Here is a 19233-nt window from a genome sequence, read left to right as displayed (position 1 = left end):
TCTAATTTATCAAGGTCAGCCTGCACCTCTCAATTGCGAGGGATACAATCATGGGACATCAAATGCTTGCACCGGCCGCCATGCTGGTCGTTTGGTCGCTTGTCATGCTGATCTGGATGGCGAGCACGCGTCTGCCTGCCCTCGCCAAGCTCAAGCTGCCGCCCGAACGCCAACGCGGCGGACGCGGGGCTGATCTGGACGGCGTTCTGCCCGCCGAAATCCAGTGGAAGGCGCATAATTACAACCATCTGATGGAACAGCCGACCATCTTCTATGCCACGGTGCTGATCCTGGCGCTGGCAGGTTTCACGCAGACTGATGTGTGGCTGGCCTGGGCCTATGTCGCGCTGCGCGTGGTGCATTCGCTGTGGCAGGCGCTGGTCAACACAATTCCGGTGCGCATCACGCTGTTCACCATCAGCAGTTTCGTGCTGCTGGCGCTGGCGATCCGCGCGCTTCTGGTCACAATTGGCTAGGCAGAAATCCCGAGGGAGCGGTTGAGGCCGCCGTTTCTGCGGCGCTGTTACATCGCAGCCCCCGAAACGGAGCTGCACAATGGCCCACATCCTTGTGGTTGATGACGACGATCTGGTGGCCGAACTGGCGAGCGAGATACTGATATCCGCCGGCCATGCCTGCGGCTTTGTCTCCACGGCAGAAGAAGCGCGCAAGCTGCTGCAATGGCGGCGACCCGACCTGCTCCTGCTCGACGAGAACCTGCCGGGCGAACGCGGTTCAGGTTTCCTGCGCGCGCTGCGCCATTCGCCCGATTTCTACGATCTGCCGGTAATCATGTTCACCAGCGTGGATGGCGAGGCGGACGAGCGGCGTTCCTATCACGCAGGCGCGCAGGATTATATCCGCAAGCCCGTTCACCCCAAGGTGCTGGTCTGGCGCGTCAACACTATCCTGCGGTCGCGCAGCGAGCGGCCCAAGCACCGGCAGTTGGAACAATGGGCCGAGTTCCAGTTGCACCACCACCGCGAAGGGCAGGTGCGCAAGGTCTATCTCTGACCTGCGAGGCGCCCTTGCGCCGGGTTTGATCCAGCGCAACGACTCCGTGCAAGGCTTGCGGCAATTCCACCCCATCGCAATCTGGATGGAGCAGGATGATGCCGCCCTTTTCCCGACTGGCCGCTGAAGGCAAGCGCGCCATTCCCGGCACGATGGTGTTCGATGGGGACGCCGCGCAGGATGGCTACGCTCTCAACGCCATGTGTTATTCCTTCAACAGCGCGCAGAACCGGCAGGCCTTCGCCGCGGATGAAGAAGCCTATATGGAGCATTTCCATCTGACGCCGCAGCAGCGCGAGGCGGTGCGCCGCCGCGATGTGTTGGCGATGCTGGATGCGGGCGGGAATGTCTATTACCTCGCCAAGTTGGCCGGAATCCTTGGCCTCAACGTGCAGGATCTGGGCGCGCTGCAAACGGGCATGACGCTCGACGATTTCAAGGCCGCATTGCTTTCCCACGCGGTCACCGAAACGCGCGTGTCCCCGGCCCTCGCCAAGCGGAGGATTGCGGCATGAGCCAGATTTGCGGCGGCATTTTTACAAGCCACGTCCCCGGCATCGGCAAGGCAATCGCGCAGAATCTGCAGGACGATCCGTATTGGAAGCCGTTTTTCGACGGGTTCAAGCCGGTGCATCAATGGCTTGCAGCCGAACAGCCTGAGGTGGCGGTGGTGTTCTACAACGACCACGGCCTCAACTTCTTCCTCGACAAGATGCCCACCTTTGCCATCGGGGCAGCGCCGCAATACCGGCACGAGGATGAAGGCTGGGGCATTGCCTTTGGTCGCCCCTATGAAGGCGCGCCCGATTTGTCGTGGCACATCATCGAACAGGTGGTGGCGTCCGAATTCGATCCCGTGACCTGCCAGTCGATGGCGGTGGATCACGCGGTGGCTGTGCCGTTCGAGCTGTGCTGGCCGGGAGATGACGCTTTCCCGGTGAAGCTGGTGCCCATCGCCATCAACACCGTACAGCATCCCCTGCCCAGCCCCAGGCGCTGCTATGAACTGGGCAAGGCTGTGGGCCGCGCGATCGAAAGCTGGGGCGGACCTGAAAAGATTGTCATTTTCGGGACGGGCGGCCTGTCGCACCAGCTGGAAGGCGAACGGGCGGGCCATATCAATGTGGATTACGACAAGTTCTGCCTGCGCAATCTGGCCCCCGATCCCGAAGCCCTGTTGCAGCACGATACGCTGGACATTGTGGAACTGGCGGGCAGCCAGGGCGTGGAGATCCTCAACTGGATTGCCGCACGCGGGGCGCTGCGCGGTTCGGTGCGCGAACTCGCCAGCAATTACCACGTGCCCATTTCCAACACGGCGGCGGCCACGGTGCTGCTGGAAAACAGCGACAAGGTTCTCGCCTGAACCCCGCATCGTGATGGCGAGACGGCCGGGCAGGTTTCGCAACCTGTCCGGCCTTTCTGGTTACGGGCTCAGACGGCGGAACTGAACCGGCGCGGGCTGTGCTGGCGATAGGGATCGAAAGCCGCCGCGATGCTGCGCGCATAGGGCAGTGCGTGATGCGCAATCACCAGAATATTGCCGCTCTCGATGCGCGCCAGGCCCGGCTCCAGATAGGGGCGAAGGCCTTCGGCCGCGCTGCCGAGCAGATCAGCGGCCACGCGCGCGCGACCCCGGCAAAGCAGTTCCTCGATCACCGCGCCCCGGCGACGATCATCCACGCTGCGTTCCTTGCCCGGCCCGGTGGGCAACACGCCCTGGCTGAGCATCATGCGGTAACGGCCGGCATTCTTCTCGTTCTGCACCAGCAGATCGGGAAAGGAGGAGATGGCCGATGCGCCAAGACCGATCAGCACCGGGGCCTGATCATCGGTAAAGCCCTGGAAATTGCGCCGCAGCGTGCCCGCTTCCATTGCCTGCGCCAGCGGATCGCCGGGCAGCGCGAAGTGGTCAAAACCGACCGATGTATAGCCAGCCTCCACCAATTGCTGATGCCCCTCGCTCGCCATGGCAAAACGCAATGCGGGGCCCGGCAGCGCGCTATCGTCAATGCGGCGCTGCCGCGGCAGCAGATGCGGCACATGAGCATAACCGAACAGCGCGATGCGGTTTGCGCCAAATCCCGCCGCCTCGTCCAGCGTGTCCGCCAGATCGGCAAGGCTTTGCCCCGGCAGGCCATACATAAGATCGAAATTGAGCGAGGTGATCCCGCAATCGCGCAGCAAGTCCACCGCATCGGCAATCATCTGGCGGGGCTGCACCCGCCCGATGGCTTCCTGAAGATGCGGGGCGAAGGTCTGCACGCCCAGACTGGCATGGCTGGCGCCGATCGCGCCGAACACGCTCGCCCATTCGCGGCCCAGCGTGCGCGGATCCAGCTCGACCGAGATCAGCGGATCGTGCAGCGGGAAATTGAGCATCAGTTCATCAAAAAGCCGCACGAAATCGATGGGGGAAATGGCATTGGGGCTGCCCCCGCCAAACGCCACGCGTCGCACCCGCGTGCCTGCCGGCAATAGCTTTGCCACCAGCTGAATTTCGCGGTGCAGCGCTTCAAGATAGCTCGCCAGCCTGCCTGCGCGGTTGGCGGCGGCGGTATTGCAGCCGCAATACCAGCAAATCTTCTCGCAAAAGGGAATGTGGACATACAGCGAGATATCGCCGGTCGCCGTGCTGATCGCCTCGGCATGGCGCGCTGCGCCGATGTCCGGTGCGAATTCAGCCGCCGTGGGAAAGCTGGTGTAACGCGGAACTGGCGTTGCAAGCAGATCGGGATGATAGGGCCACATGGGCATTTGATGCCGCGTCGGGATGTGCGATTCATTGCCTTGGATCAATTGTCGCCATTTGTCGCGCGGCGCTTTTCCGAATTGCGGCATCCCTTGGCACAGCAAGGGGTCATGGCCGGGCCGGGCATGGGCGCATCCCCTCCTGCAAGTTGAATCGCGACCGCACCGCCACCGCACAGCGCCAGCATTATGCGCCCCGCGCCTTGTTCGAGTGGCAGCGGGCCGACCATCGCCGGCAGCAGCGCGATCAGTGCAGGGAATGTGCCCATGCTCATGCGGCGGGCCTGTCGTCGTCATCCATCAGGATACGGCTGGCCGCGCCATCGGGATCTTCGAACTGCCCGCTGCGCACCGCCCAGAAGAACGCCGCCAGCCCCATCAGGCCCAGCCCCAGCGCGATGGGGATCAGGATCAGCACCCCCGTCATCGTGCTGCCCGCATCAGCCGCAGCGAATTGGCCACCACGATCAGCGAGGACAGCGACATCGCCAGCGCCGCGATCAGCGGGGTGACATAACCGGCAATCGCCAGCGGCACCGCCAGCACGTTGTAACCGATAGCCAGCGCGAAGTTCTGCCGCACCACCGCCATGGTGCGCCGCGCGGCGCGGATGGCGCGCGGCAGGCTGGCAAGCGAGGGCTGCACGAACACCATATCGGCCGCCTGCATCCCCACATCGCTGGCGCTGCCCGGCGCCATGCTGGCATCCGCCGCGGCCAGGGCGGGGCCATCGTTCAGCCCATCCCCCACCATCAGGACCTTGTGTCCGGCGCGTTGCAGGCGGGCAATCGCGGCCTGCTTTTCGGCGGGCGAAGCACCGGCCTGCCCGGTCAGGCCGGTCTCGCGCGCCACCTGCGCCACGGCATCGGCATTGTCGCCAGACAGGATCGAGGCAGAAATGCCCAGCCGATTGAGATCGGCCAAGGCTGCCAACGCATCATCCCGCAGCCGGTCGGCAAAGGGGATGAGGCGCGTGGGTTTTCCGGCAATCGCCAGCGCCACGCCCATGCTGCTGGCGCTTTCCGGGCGGCGCAAGGCCACCGCCTTGCCATCCAGCATCCCGCGCAGACCCACGCCCGCCTCCTCGCGCACCGCTGCCACCACGGCAGGTTTCACGCCGCGCTGCATCAGCGCATCGGCCAAGGCACGGCTGAGCGGATGCCGGCTGTGCGAGGCGAGCGCCAATGCGACAGCGGCTTCCTCCTCGCTCATCGCATCGAGCGCCGCGGCATCGGGAACCGGTCGCCCCAGCGTGAGCGTCCCGGTCTTGTCGAGCAGCGCGCGATCCACGCTCGCCAGCCGTTCGATTGCCGAGCCATCCTTCACCATGATGCCGGCCTTCAGCAGCGATCCGCTGGCGACCACCTGCGCCACCGGCACCGCGAGGCCCAGGGCACACGGGCAGGTGATGATCAGCACCGCCACGCCGATCACCAGCGCCTGATAGAGCGATGCGCCCGCGATCAGCCAGCCGAGCACCGACAGCGCGGCCAGCGTGTGCACGGCGGGCGCGTAAAGGCGGCTGGCGCGATCGGCAATGCGGACATAACGGCTGCGGTTCTGGCTGCTTGCTTCCATCAGCCGGGCGATTTCGGCCAGTGCCGTGTTCTGCCCGGCATGGCTGACTTCGACATCCACCGGCGCGTCGAGATTGAGCGTGCCCGCCAGCACCTTGTCCCCCTGCACGCAGGCAATTGGCCGCGTTTCGCCGGTCAGCAGCGACTGGTCGAAGCGGCTCGCCCCGGTGCGGATATACCCGTCTGCCGCCAGCCTTTCCCCGGCGGCGACACGCATCACCATGCCGGGCTGCAACGCTTCGGCGGCAACCCATTCCAGCGCCCCGCCCTCGTTCACCACCAGCGCGCCCTGCGCCGCCTGGCTGAGCAGGGCATCGACCCCGGCGCGCGCGCGGTCGCGCATCATCGCGTCCAGCACCCGGCCCGCCAGCAGGATCGCCAGCAGCATCAGCGCCCCGTCGAACCAGGCGTGGCGTCCGCCGGTCATCGTCTCGTAAACGCTCAAGGCGCAGGCAATGATGACGCCGATGGAGATCGGCACATCCATATTGGTGCGCCCATGCTTCAGCGCGCCCCATGCCGAGCGGAAGAAGGGCTGGCCGGCATAAGCCACCGCTGGCAAGGCAATCGCGGCGGAAATCCAGTGGAACAGCTCGCGGGTTGACCCGTCCGCGCCTGACCAGATGCTGACCGACAGCAGCATCACATTCATCATCGCAAAGCCGGCCACGGCCAGCGGGCCGAGCAGCGGCTTCACGGCGGAAAAGGGCTTGGCGACCTCGCGCGGGCGGCGCTGCGCTTCAAAGCCGATGCGCGCCAGTTCGGCCACGATCTGCCCCTCATCCAGCGCCGGATCGTGCACCACGGTGACCATGCGCGAAGTCAGGTTGACACGCGCGCTTATGACCTGAGGCAAAGCGGCAAGCCCGCGCTCGATCTTGCTCATGCAGCCGGCGCAATGCGCGCCGGGAACGGCCAGAATACTGGTTTCCAGTTCGCTGGCAAAGGCGGGCTGCTTGCTCACCGCAGTTCCTCTTCGCTGCGCCAGATATGCCCGTCGCCCATGATCTGCAAACGCACGACCCAGCGCCCTTCCGCCAGCGCACTGGTCGAGACATACTCGCCCGGCGCGATGCGGGTGAAGCTGAGTTGTTCGCCCGCCTGCCCGCCAAGGGGGGGACGGGCGCTGCCGGTGATCGAGAGCGTTGCCGGCGCCCCGGTGATCCGCAGCAGCACGCGCCGGTCCGCGGACAGCGATTTGTCCACCTGCCAGCCCAGCTCTTCTTGCGCGCGCGCCTGCTCCAGCCAATCGTTGAAATCCTGGCTGGCGACATAGGAGTTTTCCACCACTACCCCGCCAAAGCTGCCGATGGCGATGCGCGCCATGGTGAAATTGACCGCGATGATGACGCCGAAAAAGGCCCCCATCACCGCCAGCATATGCCAGCCGGTGAAGCGGCGGGCGGGCGGGATTGCTGCGCGCATATCTGTCATCGTCATTCTCCTGCTGATCCGACAGGCGATTCAAAGCGTGTATCGGCGGTGTCCATCTCGCCCTGTTCGTCCAGCGCCACCAGACGGAAGGCAAAGTCCTGCGAGGCGGTGCCTTGCGGCGAGACAACGTAGAAGCGGATGGTTTCGGTCGCATCGGCAGGCACGGTGAAGCGCAGGGTGCGCGCGGCGCGTTCGGCAGGCATGGTATCGGTCCACATCCGGCCGCCTTCCAGCCCTTGCAGAGAGACTTCCATCTCACGCGGGCGGGTTTCCATGTTGCGAAGCTTGACGGTGAAATTGTTGCGCACGCTGCCATCGCGCATCACGGTGAAGGCCGGGTTGCGGTCGGGCGCGGCGGAAATGTCGGTGTGGCTGCGCGTGCCGAGCAGGAACAGCAGCCCTGCCCCGATGCTGCCCCAGATCAGGAAATAGGCGATCGTGCGCGGGCGGGCGAGATTGCGCCACGGCACGCGCGGCGCCGCCCCGGCAGCCTCGGCCTTGGCATCTTCCAGCGTGATGTAATCGATCAGACCGCGCGGACGGCCCACTTCCTTCATCACCCGGTCACAGGCATCGATGCACAGGCCGCAGGTGATGCAGGAAATATCCGGCCCCTTGCGGATGTCCCAGCCGGTGGGGCACACTGCGGCGCACATATTGCAATCCACGCAGTCGCCAAACGCCCCCGGATTCTTCTCCGCCTTCTTCACGCTGCCGCGCGGTTCGCCGCGCCAGTCCTTGTAGGTGACCATGAGCGAATGCTCGTCCATCAGCGCGCTCTGGATGCGCGGCCAGGGGCACATATAGATGCACACCTGTTCACGCATGAAGCCGCCCAGCACGAAGGTGGTCAGCGTCAGCACCGCGACGGTGATATAGGCAACGGGCGCAGCCTCGCCCGCCCAGAAATCGCGCACCAATGTGGGCGCATCGGCAAAATACATGATCCACGCGCCGCCGGTCCAGAAGGCGATGGCAAGGTAGATCGTCCACTTCGACAGGCGGCGCGCCACCTTGCCCCATGTCCAGGGCGCAGCGTCGAGCCGCATACGGGCGTTGCGATCGCCGTCAAAGAAGCGGTCAATATGCTGAAACAGATCGGTCCAGACGGTCTGCGGGCAGGCATAGCCGCACCACGCGCGCCCCACCGCGCTCGTCACCAGAAACAGGCCAATGCCCGCCATGATGAGGAGGCCGGCGACGAAATAGAATTCGTGCGGCCAGATCTCGATATCGAACATATAGAACCGGCGATTGGCGACATCGATCAGCACCGCCTGATCGGGCGCGTAAGGCCCCCGGTCCCAGCGCAGCCACGGCGTTCCGTAATAGATCGCCAAGGTGACCGCCATGATCAGCCATTTGAAGCGGCGGAACGGGCCGTCGATCCGTTTGGGATGGACGGCCCGCCGCGCTTCGTAATCACCCAGCGGGCTGTGATGGATGAGGGGGTTATTCTGCGCCACTGACCGCAGCCACCGGTGCCGCAGCCGGATCGGCCGCAGCTTCCACGAAATCCTCACCCCCGCCCAGCGAATGGACATAGGCAGCCAGCATCCGGATAGTAGCCGGATCAAGCCGGTCGCCCCAGCTTGGCATCACGCCGTGGCGCGGAGCAAAGATCTGCTGGCGGATCGCCTCGCGGCTGTTGCCATAAAGCCAGACCGCATCGTTCAGGCTGGGCGTGCCGAATTGCCGCAGCCCGCCGCCATCCGCACCATGGCACACCGCGCAATTATTGGCGTAAATCTCCGCCCCGGCGGCACTGGGATTGGCCCGGCCTGTCAGCGACAGCACATGATCGGTGACCTGGCTGATCTGGCTGCTGTCCAGAATGCCCGTCTGCCCGAAAGCCGGCATGAGGCTGGTGCGTGTGGCCGGATCGCCGGGGTGGCGGATGCCATGCAGCAGCGTGGTTTCGATAGCGGGCATATCGCCCCCCCACAGCCATTCGTCATCGGTCAGGTTGGGGAAGCCTTCAAACCCTGCCGCATTGGCGCCATGGCATTGCACGCAATGCACGCGGAACGCGGCCGCGCCGCCCGCCACGGCCTGCATCATCAGCTCGCCGTTCTGGGGCAGTTGTTCAATCGGGGTGGCAGCAATCGCTTCCAGCAGCGGCGCGCGGCGCGCCTGCTCGGCGGCCAGTTCGTCCGCCAGTTGCCCGCGGCTGGTCCAGCCCAGCACCCCTTCGGTGCCTTTCTCGATCAACGGCCATGCCGGATAGGCGATGACATAGGCCAGCGCCCAGAAAATGGTCAGGTAGAAGGTCCACAGCCACCAGCGCGGCAGCGGGTTGTTCAACTCCTCGATCCCGTCCCATTCGTGACCCACGGTTTCCACGCCGGTCGGTTCATCAATGCGGCGGCCCGGATGGGGAGCGGGATGTCCCTCATGTTCATTTGCCATCGTTCTGGTCCTCGAAAATCATGTTGGCCGCGCGGTCGTTGTGGTGCTTTGCGCCGGGCCGGAAAGGCCACAGGGCAAAGGCGATCCACATCAGAACCATCGCCAGCAGGCCCCAGCTGTCCGCCATGTGGCGCAGGAAATCGTAAGTTGAGTGCCAACTCATCGTCCGCGCTCCCCTGCCAGAACTTCCTGCGCGGCCGCCGCGTTCACATCCACCATCGTGCCCAGCACCTGAAGATAGGCGACCAGCGCGTCCATCTCGGTCACTTCGTCGGGATTGCCGTCAAAATCGCGCACCTGCGCGCCGGGATAGCGTTCCACCAGATCGCCGGGGGCAACATCGGGATCGGCCTGGCCAAGAATATCCTGCCGGGCCTGTTCGATATCGGCATCGGTATAGGGCACGCCCACCCGGCGCAGCGCCACCAGATGATCGCCAATGTTGCGGAAATCGAGCGGCTGGCTGGCAAGGAAGCCGTATTGCGGCATCACGCTTTCGGGCACCACGCTTTGCGGATTGGTCAGGTGCTGGACGTGCCAGGCATCCGAGTAACGCCCGCCCACGCGCGCCAGATCCGGCCCGGTGCGCTTCGATCCCCACTGGAAGGGATGGTCGTACATACTTTCCGCAGCCAGCGAATAATGGCCATAGCGTTCCACTTCGTCGCGGAAAGGACGGATCATCTGGCTGTGGCAGGTGTAGCACCCCTCGCGCACATAGATGTCGCGCCCGGCCTGTTCCAGAGGGGTGTAGGGACGCATCCCTTCCACCGGCTCGATCGTGTTGTCGATCCAGAACAGCGGAGCAATTTCCACGATCCCGCCGATCGCCACCGTCACCAAGGCCACCGCGCCCAGCAGGGTGACATTGCGTTCCAGCTTCTTGTGGCCGGAAAGCGCCTCTTTGTGTGTTACATCAGTCATTGATCGTCCCCCTTACTCGGCCGGTTGCGCGGTGGGCGAGACCGGCAGCGGGCGGTCGGTTTCGGGATTGTAGCGGGCGGTTTCCAGCGGCGCTTCGACACGCAAGCGGCCGGCAATGGTCATCCAGATGTTGTAGACCATGATCACCGCGCCAGCGATGTAGAGCAGGCCGCCAAAGGCGCGCGCCACATACATCGGCCACATGGCGCTGACCGTTTCGGCAAAGCTGTTCACCAGGTAGCCATCGGCCCCGTATTCGCGCCACATATAGCCCTGCATCATGCCGGCCACCCACATACTGGCGGCGTAGAACACGATCCCCAGCGTCGCGAGCCAGAAGTGCCAGTTCACCATGCGAAGCGAGTAGAGCCGCTGGCGGCCCCACAGGCGCGGCGCGAGGAAATACATGGCGGCAAAGGTGATCATGCCGTTCCATCCCAGCGCGCCCGAATGGACATGGCCAATCGTCCAGTCGGTATAGTGCGACATCGAATTGACCGCCTTGATGCTCAGCAGCGGGCCTTCAAAAGTGCTCATGCCGTAGAAGGCGAGCGCCCATACCATCATGCGGATGATCGGATCGGTGCGGATCTTGTCCCACGCGCCGTTCAGCGTCAGCAGGCCGTTGATCATGCCGCCCCAGCTGGGCATCCACAGCATGATCGAGAACACCATGCCCAGCGTCTGCGCCCAATCGGGCAGCGCAGTGTAATGCAGATGGTGCGGCCCCGCCCAGATGTAGAGGAAGATCAGCGACCAGAAGTGGATGATCGACAGGCGGTAGCTGAAAATGGGCCGTTCCGCCTGCTTGGGCACGAAGTAATACATCATCGCCAGAAAGCCTGCGGTCAGGAAAAAGCCCACCGCGTTATGGCCATACCACCACTGCACCAGCGCGCCCTGCACGCCGGCAAACAGCGGATAGGAACGGCTGCCCAGCAAATGCACGGGCATATCCAGATTGTTGACGATGTGCAGCATCGCCACAGTCAGGATGAAGGCGAGATAGAACCAATTGGCGACATAGATATGCGGTTCACGGCGCTTGATGATCGTGCCGACGAACACGATCAGATAGGCGACCCACACCGCGGTCAGCCACCAGTCGACATACCATTCCGGCTCGGCATATTCCTTGGACTGGGTGACCCCCAGAAGGTAGCCCGTGGCCGCCAGCACGATGAAAAGCTGGTATCCCCAGAACACGAAACGGGCGAGGCCGGGAAAGGCCAGCCGCGCGCGGCAGGTGCGCTGCACGACATAAAAGCTGGTGCAGATCAGCGCGTTACCACCAAAGGCAAAGATCACCGCGCTCGTGTGCAGCGGGCGCACACGGCCAAAGTTCAGGTAAGGCTCGAAATTGAGCGCGGGGAACGCCAGTTGCAAGGCGATGAACAGCCCGGCGGCAAAGCCGGCAATGCCCCAGAACAGCGTGGCGATGACGCCCCAGCGGATGGGCTCGTCGTCATAGACGCCCTCATCATGTGGTGCGCGCAGCCATGTCCCGGCCGTGTCCACCTTCGTTTTTGCCAAAGTCCACCACAGCGCGATTGCCACTGCGAATGCAACGATGGACATATGAATACCGAAGGCGGCATCGCGCGAAAGCGCGGCCGCCATGATCGCCAGAACCAGCAGCGCAAACCACATACCGGCGCGAGTCGTCAGAGTTTCCATTGACCATTTCCCCTTCGAATGGTCGGCCAATGGACGCGCACCCGCCGGCGGACATTGACTGGCGTCAAATCTATGATTTCACGGATGCGAACGCTTCAAAAAGGCGATTTGCGTTCAATCAATGTTCGGTTGCGCGGGCAGGTTCATGGGGCGCCATGCCGCGCAGAAGTCTGGCTGCAAGGGGCAGCCGCCGGCGGCATGACGGAGAAGAACAATGCGCCATATCATGCGCAACCCGATTTCCCCCGCTCTCGTGCTTGCTCTGGCAGCCATGCTCGGCACCTCCCCCGCCGCAGCGCAGGAAGCCGGTGACATTCAGGTCAAAGTGCTTGCCACCGCAGTGCTGCCCGATGGCAAGATCACCGATGCCCCGCTGCTGGGGCCGCTTCCTGCCACCACGCAGACCGCGGCGAATGACAATGTGGTGCCCACGGTGGCGATCGAATATTTCTTCTCGCCCAATATCTCGCTGGAAACGATCTGCTGTGTCACGCAGCACGATGTGGATGTGGTTGCCGGGCCGCTGGCGGGCGCGGAGGCAGTGTCGAACTCGCGCGTGATCCCGGCCACCTTCACGCTGAAATACCACCTCAATCCGGGCGGCATTTCGCCCTATGTCGGCGCTGGCCCGACCTATTTCATCTGGATCAACGATGCGCCCGGCGCGCAGACCATTCCGCTGGGCGTCACGCGCCAATCACTGAGCAACGAACTGGGCTTGGCGTTGCAGGCCGGTGTGGACGTGCCGGTGGGCGAGAACCTGCTCGTCAGCCTCGATGCCAAACGCTATTTCGTGGATACCACGGCGCGCTGGTTTGCGGGCAATACCAAGGTCATCGAGACTGAGCACAAGCTGGATCCCTGGGTGCTGAGCGCGGGCGTCGGCTTCCGCTTCTGAGCGGCTAATCCAGGAAATTGCAGGGGCGGGTCGGTTGTGGCTGGCCCGCCCTTTTTGCGTGCCGATTAGCCCGCCATCGCTTCCAGAGCGAGCCGATCGAGGATGCGGACCGAACGGCGGGTCGGCAAATCGAGCACCCCGTCCCGCTTCAGCCGCGTCATCTGGCGGCTGACCGTTTCGATGGTGACACCCAGAATATCGCCAATCTGCTGGCGCGAAAACGGCAATTCGAACTCATCCAGCGGGCCGTGATGCGGCGTGGTGCAGGTCGAATCGACCAGCCGGGCGGACATATCGAGGAGGAAGGTGGCAACCTTCTCCTCCGCGCTCTTGCGCGCCAGCAGCAGCATCCAGCTGCGCGTGCGGTCCAGTTCGGTCAGCGTGCGCTCCAGCAATTTGTGCTCCAGCGCGGGGTGATCAGCGGCGAACCGGTCGAAATCGCTGCGCGCAAAAATGCATACGCGCGCATCGGTCAGCGCGGTCACCGAATGGTTTGCCCTGGCGCCAAAGGGGCGGCCGATAAAATCGGAGGGATAGACCACGCCCACGATCTGTTCGCGCCCGTCCTCGGTCGAATTGGTAAGCTTGAGCATCCCCTCGATCACATTCGCGACGAGGAGAGAATCATCCCCCTCCCAGATCAGCGGATCGCCCGCGGCGAGCGCTTTGCGGCGGCCAATCGCGTTAAGCAGTTGGACTTCTTCGCCATCAAGAGCCGAACAAATGGCCCGGTTGCGCACAAGGCAGGTGTCACACGATCCCATGCGCCTACGCTTACCATGCGCACAGGACCGCGGCAATCCGCGCAATTCTGCGGTTTCTTGAGCATCGCGCCTGCCGCAGGCACGGCCCCGGCGGGCAGTATCAACAAGGTTCGTAGATTGACATTGCAGATATAACAATATCCTTATATGTAACCAAGTCATGGAAACCGAAACACTTTTCCGTGCCCTTGCCGACCCTACCCGCCTGCGCATCATGCGGCTGCTCGCGCATCTCGATTTGGCGGTGGGCGAACTGGCGCAGGTGCTGGGCCAAAGCCAGCCGCGCGTGTCGCGCCACATCGCCATTCTGTGCGCCAGCGGCCTTGCTGAACGACGGCGCGAGGGAAGCTGGATCTTCCTGCGCCATGCGGTTTCTCCCACGTCTCCGCTCGGCACCCACGCCGCCGTTGCCCGCCTGCTGGAGGCGTGCGAGGCGCAGGATGATGATTTCGCCGCCCGCTGCGCGGAGGATCGCCGCCACCTCGCCGCCATCCGTTCCGCACGCGAAGAACGCGCCGCGCAATATTTTGCCCGCCATGCCGGCGAATGGGATGCGATGCGCGCCATGCTGTGCCCGCCGAACAAGGTGGAAAACGCCCTGAAAGCCGCGCTGGGCACGGCAAGCCTGGGCCAACTGCTCGATATCGGCACGGGCACGGGGCGCATTGCCGATCTGCTGGCAAAGCAGGCCGACCATGTGGTGGGTTTTGACCGCAGTCCGGAAATGCTCGGCCTTGCCCGCGCGCGGTTGCAGGATCAGCCGGTCGAGCGATGGGAACTGGTGCAGGGGGATTTCTCCTCGCTCCCCTTCCCTGCCGCCAGTTTCGACACCATCACGCTGCATCAGGTGCTGCATTACGCGGCCAATCCGGCGCTGCCGCTGGCAGAGGCAGGTCGCGTCTGCCGGCCCGGCGGGCGCATCGCGATTGTCGATCTTGCCGCGCATGAGCGCGAGGAACTGCGCGAACGCCACGCGCATACGCGGCTGGGCTTTTCCGACGAACAGATGCTCGACTGGCTCAGTGCCAGCGGCTTTGCCGCAGAGGTTCCGATCGTGCTCCCCGGCCGAGGGCTGACGACCAAGATCTGGATCGCCACGCGTCAGCCCGCGGCAACCTGCGCACGCCCGGCCAGGATCGCATATGCCGGCAAGGAAGCGGCCCGTGATTAGCTTCGACCTTGACCGGGGCGGCGCAGGCCTTTCCTCGATCTATGCCCGCCCGCTGGGCGATATTGCGGTGTCGTTTGAATTCTTTCCGGCGCGCAACGCCAAGGCGGCGGCGGATCTGCAGGCGGCCGTTGCCCGCCTGGTGCCAGCGGGGCCGTCCTTCATGTCGGTTACCTATGGCGCGGGCGGCACCACGCGCGATTGTTCGCTCGCCACGGTGGAAGCGCTGCTGCGCGGTTTCTCCGTGCCGGTAGCTGCGCATCTGACCTGTGCGGGTGCAAGCCGCGCGGAAGTGGATGCGCAAGCGCGCCAGTTTCACGCTGCCGGCGTGCGGCACATCGTGGCGCTGCGCGGCGATGGGGCGGAACCCGGTGCGCCCTTCACGCCGCATCCCGACGGGTATCGCAACGCGGCGGAGCTGGTAGCGGGCCTCACCCGCATTGCTCCGTTCGAAATCTCGGTCGCCGCCTATCCCGAAGTGCATCCCGATGCGCTGAGCGCCGAAGCCGATCTCGACAATCTGAAGCGCAAGCTGGATGCCGGGGCCACCCGCGCATTGACGCAGTTTTTCTTCACCGCCGACGCCTTTCTGCGGTTCCGCGACCGGGCAGCGGCGGCGGGCATTACAGCCCCCATCGTTCCCGGAATCCTGCCGGTGACCAATTTTGCGCAGACCTGCAAATTCGCCAGGCAGTGCGGTGCCGAAGTCCCCGGCTGGATGGCGGACCTGTTTGCCGGGCTCGACCAGATGCCCGAAACGCGTCAGCTCGTCGCTGCCACGCTGGCCGCCGAATTGTGCAGCCAGCTTTACGCGGGCGGCGTGCGCGAGTTTCATTTCTACACGCTCAACCGCGCGGACATGACGGCGGCGCTGTGCCATCTGCTGGGCCGCCGGGCCGGAGCCGTGCTGGAGCAGGCGGCATGACCCCCCGCGAGGCTCTGCTGGCCGAAGCCGCGCGCCGGGTCCTGATCTTCGACGGCGCGTTCGGCACCGAGATTCAGGCGCGGCGTTTGCAGGCGGGCGATTTCGCCGGCGATCTGGCGCTGGCGCACGACCAGACGGGCAATAACGACATCCTCGCCCTGACCCGCCCCGATGTGATCGAGGCCATTACCACCGCCTATTTTGCGGCCGGATCGGATATCGTGTCCACCAACACCTTCTCCGCCAACCGCATCAGCCAGGCCGATTACGGAGCCGAAGGGCTGGTGGGGGATATCAACCTTGCTTCCGCACGAATCGCGCGCGCCGCCGCCGATCGCTTTGCCGCCGCCGATGGCCGCCGCCGTTTCGTGGCGGGCGCCATGGGGCCGACCAACAAGACGCTTTCGCTTTCGCCCCGCGTGGAAGACCCCGGTTATCGCGAGATAAGTTTTGACTATTTGGCAGAGGTTTACCGCGAACAGGCCGCAGCATTGGCCCAAGGCGGTGTCGACTTCATTCTGGTGGAAACCGTCTTTGACACGCTGAACGCCAAGGCGGCGATCTATGCCGTGCGCCAGTTGGCGCGCGAACTGGGCCGCGACATTCCGCTGATGCTGTCCATGACGCTGACCGACCTGTCGGGCCGCAATTTGTCGGGCCATACGGTGGACGCATTCTGGCACAGCGTGCGCCATGCACAGCCCCTGACCGTGGGCCTCAATTGTTCGTTCGGCGCGGAACAATTGCGGCCCCATGTGCAGCAACTTTCGCGGATCGCGGATTGCCTGCTGCTCGCTTACCCGAATGCAGGCCTGCCCAACGAACTGGGCCAATATGACGAAGCGCCCGAAACCACCGCCGCGCATTTGCGTGGTTGGGCGGTGGACGGCGCGGTGAACATTATTGGCGGCTGCTGCGGCTCCACCCCGGCGCACATCGCTGCGATGGCGGCGGCGGTCGAAGGCCTTGCTCCCCGCCCTGTTCCGCCAGCCAGCCGCCAGACCGCTCTCGCCGGGCTGGAACCGCTGGTGCTGGCCGCCTGAGCATGACGCAAACCGCCCTTCTGGAACGCCAAGCCGCCCCTGCTGCAACGGGCGCCCGCTTCATCAATGTGGGCGAACGCACCAATGTCACCGGATCGGCCGCCTTCAAGAAGCTGATCCTGGCGGGCGATTATGTGGCCGCGGTGGAAGTGGCGCGCCAGCAGGTCGAAAACGGCGCGCAGATCATCGATGTGAACATGGATGAAGGCCTGCTGGACGCGGTGGAGGCGATGACCACCTTCCTGCGCCTGATCGCCACCGAACCCGATATTGCCCGCGTGCCGGTGATGGTCGATTCCTCCCGCTGGGAGGTTATCGAGGCAGGGCTGAAATGGGTATCGGGCAAGCCCATCGCCAATTCGATCAGCCTGAAGGAAGGCGAAGCACCCTTTCTGGCGCAGGCGCGCATCTGCATGGATCTGGGCGCGGCGGTGGTGGTCATGGCCTTTGACGAGGCGGGCCAGGCCGACACCCGCGCGCGCAAGGTGGAGATATGCCAGCGCGCCTACGCCCTGCTAACGGGCATCGGCTTTCCGCCGCAGGACATCATCTTTGATCCCAACATCTTCGCCGTGGCGACGGGGATGGAGGAGCACGATCGCTACGCCCTCGATTTCATCGAGGCGGTGCGGGAAATCCGCGCCACCTGCCCGCACGTGCACTGTTCGGGCGGTTTGTCCAACCTCTCCTTCAGCTTTCGCGGCAACGAAACGGTGCGCCGCGCAATGCATTCGGTGTTCCTCTATCACGCGATCCCCGCTGGTCTCGACATGGCGATCGTGAATGCGGGCCAACTCGACATTTACGACCAGATCGACCCCGTTCTGCGCAATGCGTGCGAGGATGTGATCCTGATGCGCCCGCCGCCACAAGGCAGCGGTTTTGCCAGCGCGACCGAGCGGCTGATCCATCTGGCCGAAAGCTATCGCGGCAAGGATGCGGCGAAGGAAGCGGACGCCGCCGAATGGCGCGGCTGGGATGTGCGCAAACGGCTGGAATACGCCCTTGTGCGCGGGATTGACGCCTTTGTGGTGGAAGATACCGAGGAGGCCCGAAAAGGGGTCAAGCGCCCGATCGAAGTGATCGAAGGCCCGTTAATGGACGGGATGAACGTGGTGGGCGATCTGTTCGGATCGGGCCAGATGTTCCTGCCGCAAGTCGTCAAATCCGCCCGAGTGATGAAAAAGGCGGTCGCGCACCTCATCCCCTATATCGAGGCGGAGAAAGACGCCTCCACCCGCGCCAAGGGCCGCATCGTCATGGCGACGGTGAAAGGCGATGTGCACGACATCGGCAAGAACATCGTGGGCGTGGTTTTGCAGTGCAACGGCTACGAAGTGATCGACCTTGGCGTGATGGTGCCATGGGCCACGATCCTGGACACCGCGCGGGCCGAAAATGCGGATATGATCGGGCTTTCCGGCCTGATTACCCCCTCGCTCGATGAAATGGTGACCGTGGCCCAGGAAATGGAACGCGCGGGCCTTTCCATCCCGCTGCTGATCGGCGGGGCCACCACCAGCAAGGTGCATACCGCGCTGCGGATTGATCCGGCCTATTCCGGCCCCGTGCTGCACGTGCTCGATGCCAGCCGCGCGGTGGGCGTTGCCTCGCGGCTTCTGTCCGATACGCAGCGGACAGGCATTGTTGCTGAAACCAAGGCCGAATACGAAGCGGTGCGCAGCGCGCGTGGCGGCAAGGGCAAGTCCGATCTGCTGCCGATTGCCGATGCCCGCGCCAATGGCTTTGCCGCAGACCCTGCCGCCAAGGCGCCGCCGCCGCTGCATCCGGGCCGCCATGTCTTCCCGGCATGGGACTTGGCGGATTTGCGCGAATATATCGACTGGACGCCGTTTTTCCGCGCGTGGGAACTGGCGGGCGTCTTTCCCGCTATCCTTGATGACCCCGTGGTGGGGGAAAGCGCCCGTGCGCTGTTTGCCGATGCGCAGGCCATGCTGGAGCGGATCGTGGAGGAAAACTGGCTCGCGCCTCGCGGTGTATGCGAATTCTGGCCCTGCACGCGCCACGGGGATGACGTGCTGCTGGAGAACGGCACGCGCCTGCCCTTCCTGCGCCAGCAAGTAAGCAAGAGCCGGGACCGCGCCAATTTCTGCCTTGCCGATTTCATCGCGCCCGATGGCGACTGGATCGGCGGCTTTGCGGTGGGCATTCACGGGATCGAACCGAATCTGGAACGCTTCCGCGGCGCGCATGACGATTACAACGATATCCTGCTCAAAGCGCTGGCTGACCGGTTTGCCGAAGCCTTTGCCGAGCGGCTGCACCAGTATGTGCGCACGCAGCTGTGGGGTTATGCGCCGGACGAAGCGCTCAGCAATGCGCAGCTCATTGCCGAAAGCTATCACGGCATCCGCCCCGCCCCCGGCTATCCCGCCTGCCCTGATCACACGCTGAAAATCAGGCTGTTCGATCTGCTGGATGCACCCGCCACCACGGGGATTACGCTGACCGAGAGTCTCGCCATGCTGCCCGTATCGGCGGTGTCGGGGTTCTATTTCGCGCATCCGGACAGCCAGTATTTCGGCGTGGCACGCATCGGGGAGGATCAGCTGGCCGATTACGCCGCACGGGCGGGGATTCCGCTGGACGAGGCGCGCCGTTGGCTGCGGCCCAATCTGGATTGAGGGG

General features: G+C 64.3%; 20 protein-coding genes. 9 read left to right on the top strand and 11 right to left on the bottom strand.

What is annotated here, in order from left to right; genetic code table 11:
- Positions 1-50: 50 nt before the first annotated feature.
- The 4 genes from WFP44_RS02550 (at position 51) to WFP44_RS02535 (ending at position 2380) form a co-directional block, all read left to right on the top strand.
- Positions 51-476, top strand: a complete 426-nt coding sequence (locus tag WFP44_RS02550; protein WP_336924786.1) for an MAPEG family protein — start codon at positions 51-53, stop codon at positions 474-476.
- 79 nt (positions 477-555) lie between these two features.
- Complete coding sequence (locus WFP44_RS02545; RefSeq protein WP_336924785.1) at positions 556-1014, top strand: response regulator; 459 nt, start codon at positions 556-558, stop codon at positions 1012-1014.
- A 95-nt stretch (positions 1015-1109) separates the two neighbouring features.
- Complete coding sequence (locus tag WFP44_RS02540; protein WP_336924784.1) at positions 1110-1529, top strand: protocatechuate 4,5-dioxygenase subunit alpha; 420 nt, start codon at positions 1110-1112, stop codon at positions 1527-1529.
- Positions 1526-2380, top strand: a complete 855-nt coding sequence (locus WFP44_RS02535) for a class III extradiol dioxygenase family protein (RefSeq protein WP_336924783.1) — start codon at positions 1526-1528, stop codon at positions 2378-2380. Before WFP44_RS02540 ends, WFP44_RS02535 begins: the two co-directional genes overlap by 4 nt.
- Before the next feature lie 68 nt (positions 2381-2448).
- Here the strand turns inward: WFP44_RS02535 and WFP44_RS02530 are convergent, their stop codons facing one another.
- Genes WFP44_RS02530 through ccoN form a run of 10 tightly spaced genes read right to left on the bottom strand, consistent with a single transcriptional unit; the run spans position 2449 to position 11786 of the window.
- Positions 2449-3765 carry a radical SAM protein gene (locus WFP44_RS02530; RefSeq protein WP_336924782.1) on the bottom strand — a complete coding sequence of 439 codons (1317 nt, stop codon included), beginning with the start codon at positions 3763-3765 and terminating at the stop codon, positions 2449-2451.
- 44 nt (positions 3766-3809) lie between these two features.
- The gene (locus tag WFP44_RS02525) at positions 3810-4040 is read right to left on the bottom strand and encodes a hypothetical protein (RefSeq protein ID WP_336924780.1); all 231 of its coding nucleotides are present in this window, start codon (positions 4038-4040) and stop codon (positions 3810-3812) included.
- Positions 4037-4192 (bottom strand): cbb3-type cytochrome oxidase assembly protein CcoS, encoded by a 156-nt coding sequence (gene ccoS, locus WFP44_RS02520; protein ID WP_336924779.1) that lies wholly within the window; start codon positions 4190-4192, stop codon positions 4037-4039. Before ccoS ends, WFP44_RS02525 begins: the two co-directional genes overlap by 4 nt.
- A complete protein-coding gene (locus WFP44_RS02515) occupies positions 4189-6306 on the bottom strand; it encodes a heavy metal translocating P-type ATPase (RefSeq protein ID WP_336924778.1) in 2118 nt (705 codons plus the stop codon). Before WFP44_RS02515 ends, ccoS begins: the two co-directional genes overlap by 4 nt.
- On the bottom strand, positions 6303-6776 hold the full coding sequence (locus tag WFP44_RS02510) for a FixH family protein (RefSeq protein ID WP_336924777.1): 474 nt from the start codon (positions 6774-6776) through the stop codon (positions 6303-6305). Before WFP44_RS02510 ends, WFP44_RS02515 begins: the two co-directional genes overlap by 4 nt.
- 2 nt (positions 6777-6778) lie before the next feature.
- A complete protein-coding gene (gene ccoG / locus WFP44_RS02505; RefSeq protein ID WP_336924776.1) occupies positions 6779-8242 on the bottom strand; it encodes a cytochrome c oxidase accessory protein CcoG in 1464 nt (487 codons plus the stop codon).
- Positions 8229-9185, bottom strand: coding sequence for a cytochrome-c oxidase, cbb3-type subunit III (ccoP, locus tag WFP44_RS02500; RefSeq protein WP_336924775.1), 957 nt, complete (start codon positions 9183-9185; stop codon positions 8229-8231). Before ccoP ends, ccoG begins: the two co-directional genes overlap by 14 nt.
- Positions 9175-9348: a cbb3-type cytochrome c oxidase subunit 3 gene (locus tag WFP44_RS02495; protein WP_336924774.1), complete on the bottom strand. Its 174-nt coding sequence runs from the start codon at positions 9346-9348 to the stop codon at positions 9175-9177. Before WFP44_RS02495 ends, ccoP begins: the two co-directional genes overlap by 11 nt.
- Positions 9345-10109, bottom strand: coding sequence for a cytochrome-c oxidase, cbb3-type subunit II (ccoO, locus tag WFP44_RS02490; protein ID WP_336924773.1), 765 nt, complete (start codon positions 10107-10109; stop codon positions 9345-9347). The genes WFP44_RS02495 and ccoO overlap by 4 nt, the downstream gene beginning before the upstream one ends.
- 12 nt (positions 10110-10121) lie before the next feature.
- A complete protein-coding gene (ccoN, locus tag WFP44_RS02485) occupies positions 10122-11786 on the bottom strand; it encodes a cytochrome-c oxidase, cbb3-type subunit I (protein WP_336924772.1) in 1665 nt (554 codons plus the stop codon).
- Between the two features lie 214 nt (positions 11787-12000).
- Here ccoN and WFP44_RS02480 point away from each other — a divergent pair, with 214 nt between their 5' ends.
- Positions 12001-12684 carry an OmpW/AlkL family protein gene (locus WFP44_RS02480; RefSeq protein WP_336924770.1) on the top strand — a complete coding sequence of 228 codons (684 nt, stop codon included), beginning with the start codon at positions 12001-12003 and terminating at the stop codon, positions 12682-12684.
- Positions 12685-12749: 65 nt separating this feature from the next.
- Here the strand turns inward: WFP44_RS02480 and WFP44_RS02475 are convergent, their stop codons facing one another.
- Entirely contained in the window at positions 12750-13448 is a 699-nt protein-coding gene (locus WFP44_RS02475) for a Crp/Fnr family transcriptional regulator (protein ID WP_336924768.1), read from the bottom strand.
- Positions 13449-13608: 160 nt separating this feature from the next.
- Between WFP44_RS02475 and WFP44_RS02470 the strand changes: the two genes are divergently transcribed.
- From WFP44_RS02470 to metH, 4 genes are read left to right on the top strand one after another with little or no spacing between them, the layout of a single operon-like run.
- On the top strand, positions 13609-14619 hold the full coding sequence (locus tag WFP44_RS02470) for an ArsR/SmtB family transcription factor (RefSeq protein ID WP_336924767.1): 1011 nt from the start codon (positions 13609-13611) through the stop codon (positions 14617-14619).
- The gene (gene metF, locus WFP44_RS02465) at positions 14612-15541 is read left to right on the top strand and encodes a methylenetetrahydrofolate reductase [NAD(P)H] (protein ID WP_336924766.1); all 930 of its coding nucleotides are present in this window, start codon (positions 14612-14614) and stop codon (positions 15539-15541) included. Before WFP44_RS02470 ends, metF begins: the two co-directional genes overlap by 8 nt.
- Positions 15538-16584, top strand: a complete 1047-nt coding sequence (locus tag WFP44_RS02460) for a homocysteine S-methyltransferase family protein (RefSeq protein ID WP_336924765.1) — start codon at positions 15538-15540, stop codon at positions 16582-16584. Before metF ends, WFP44_RS02460 begins: the two co-directional genes overlap by 4 nt.
- A 2-nt stretch (positions 16585-16586) precedes the next feature.
- The gene (gene metH / locus WFP44_RS02455; protein ID WP_336924764.1) at positions 16587-19229 is read left to right on the top strand and encodes a methionine synthase; all 2643 of its coding nucleotides are present in this window, start codon (positions 16587-16589) and stop codon (positions 19227-19229) included.
- Positions 19230-19233 lie beyond the last annotated feature (4 nt).

The organism is Alteraurantiacibacter palmitatis, from assembly GCF_037154115.1.
Lineage (GTDB): Bacteria > Pseudomonadota > Alphaproteobacteria > Sphingomonadales > Sphingomonadaceae > Alteraurantiacibacter > Alteraurantiacibacter palmitatis.
The sequence above is the reverse complement of the archived record's forward strand: the minus strand, read 5'-3'. Positions and strand labels throughout refer to the sequence as shown.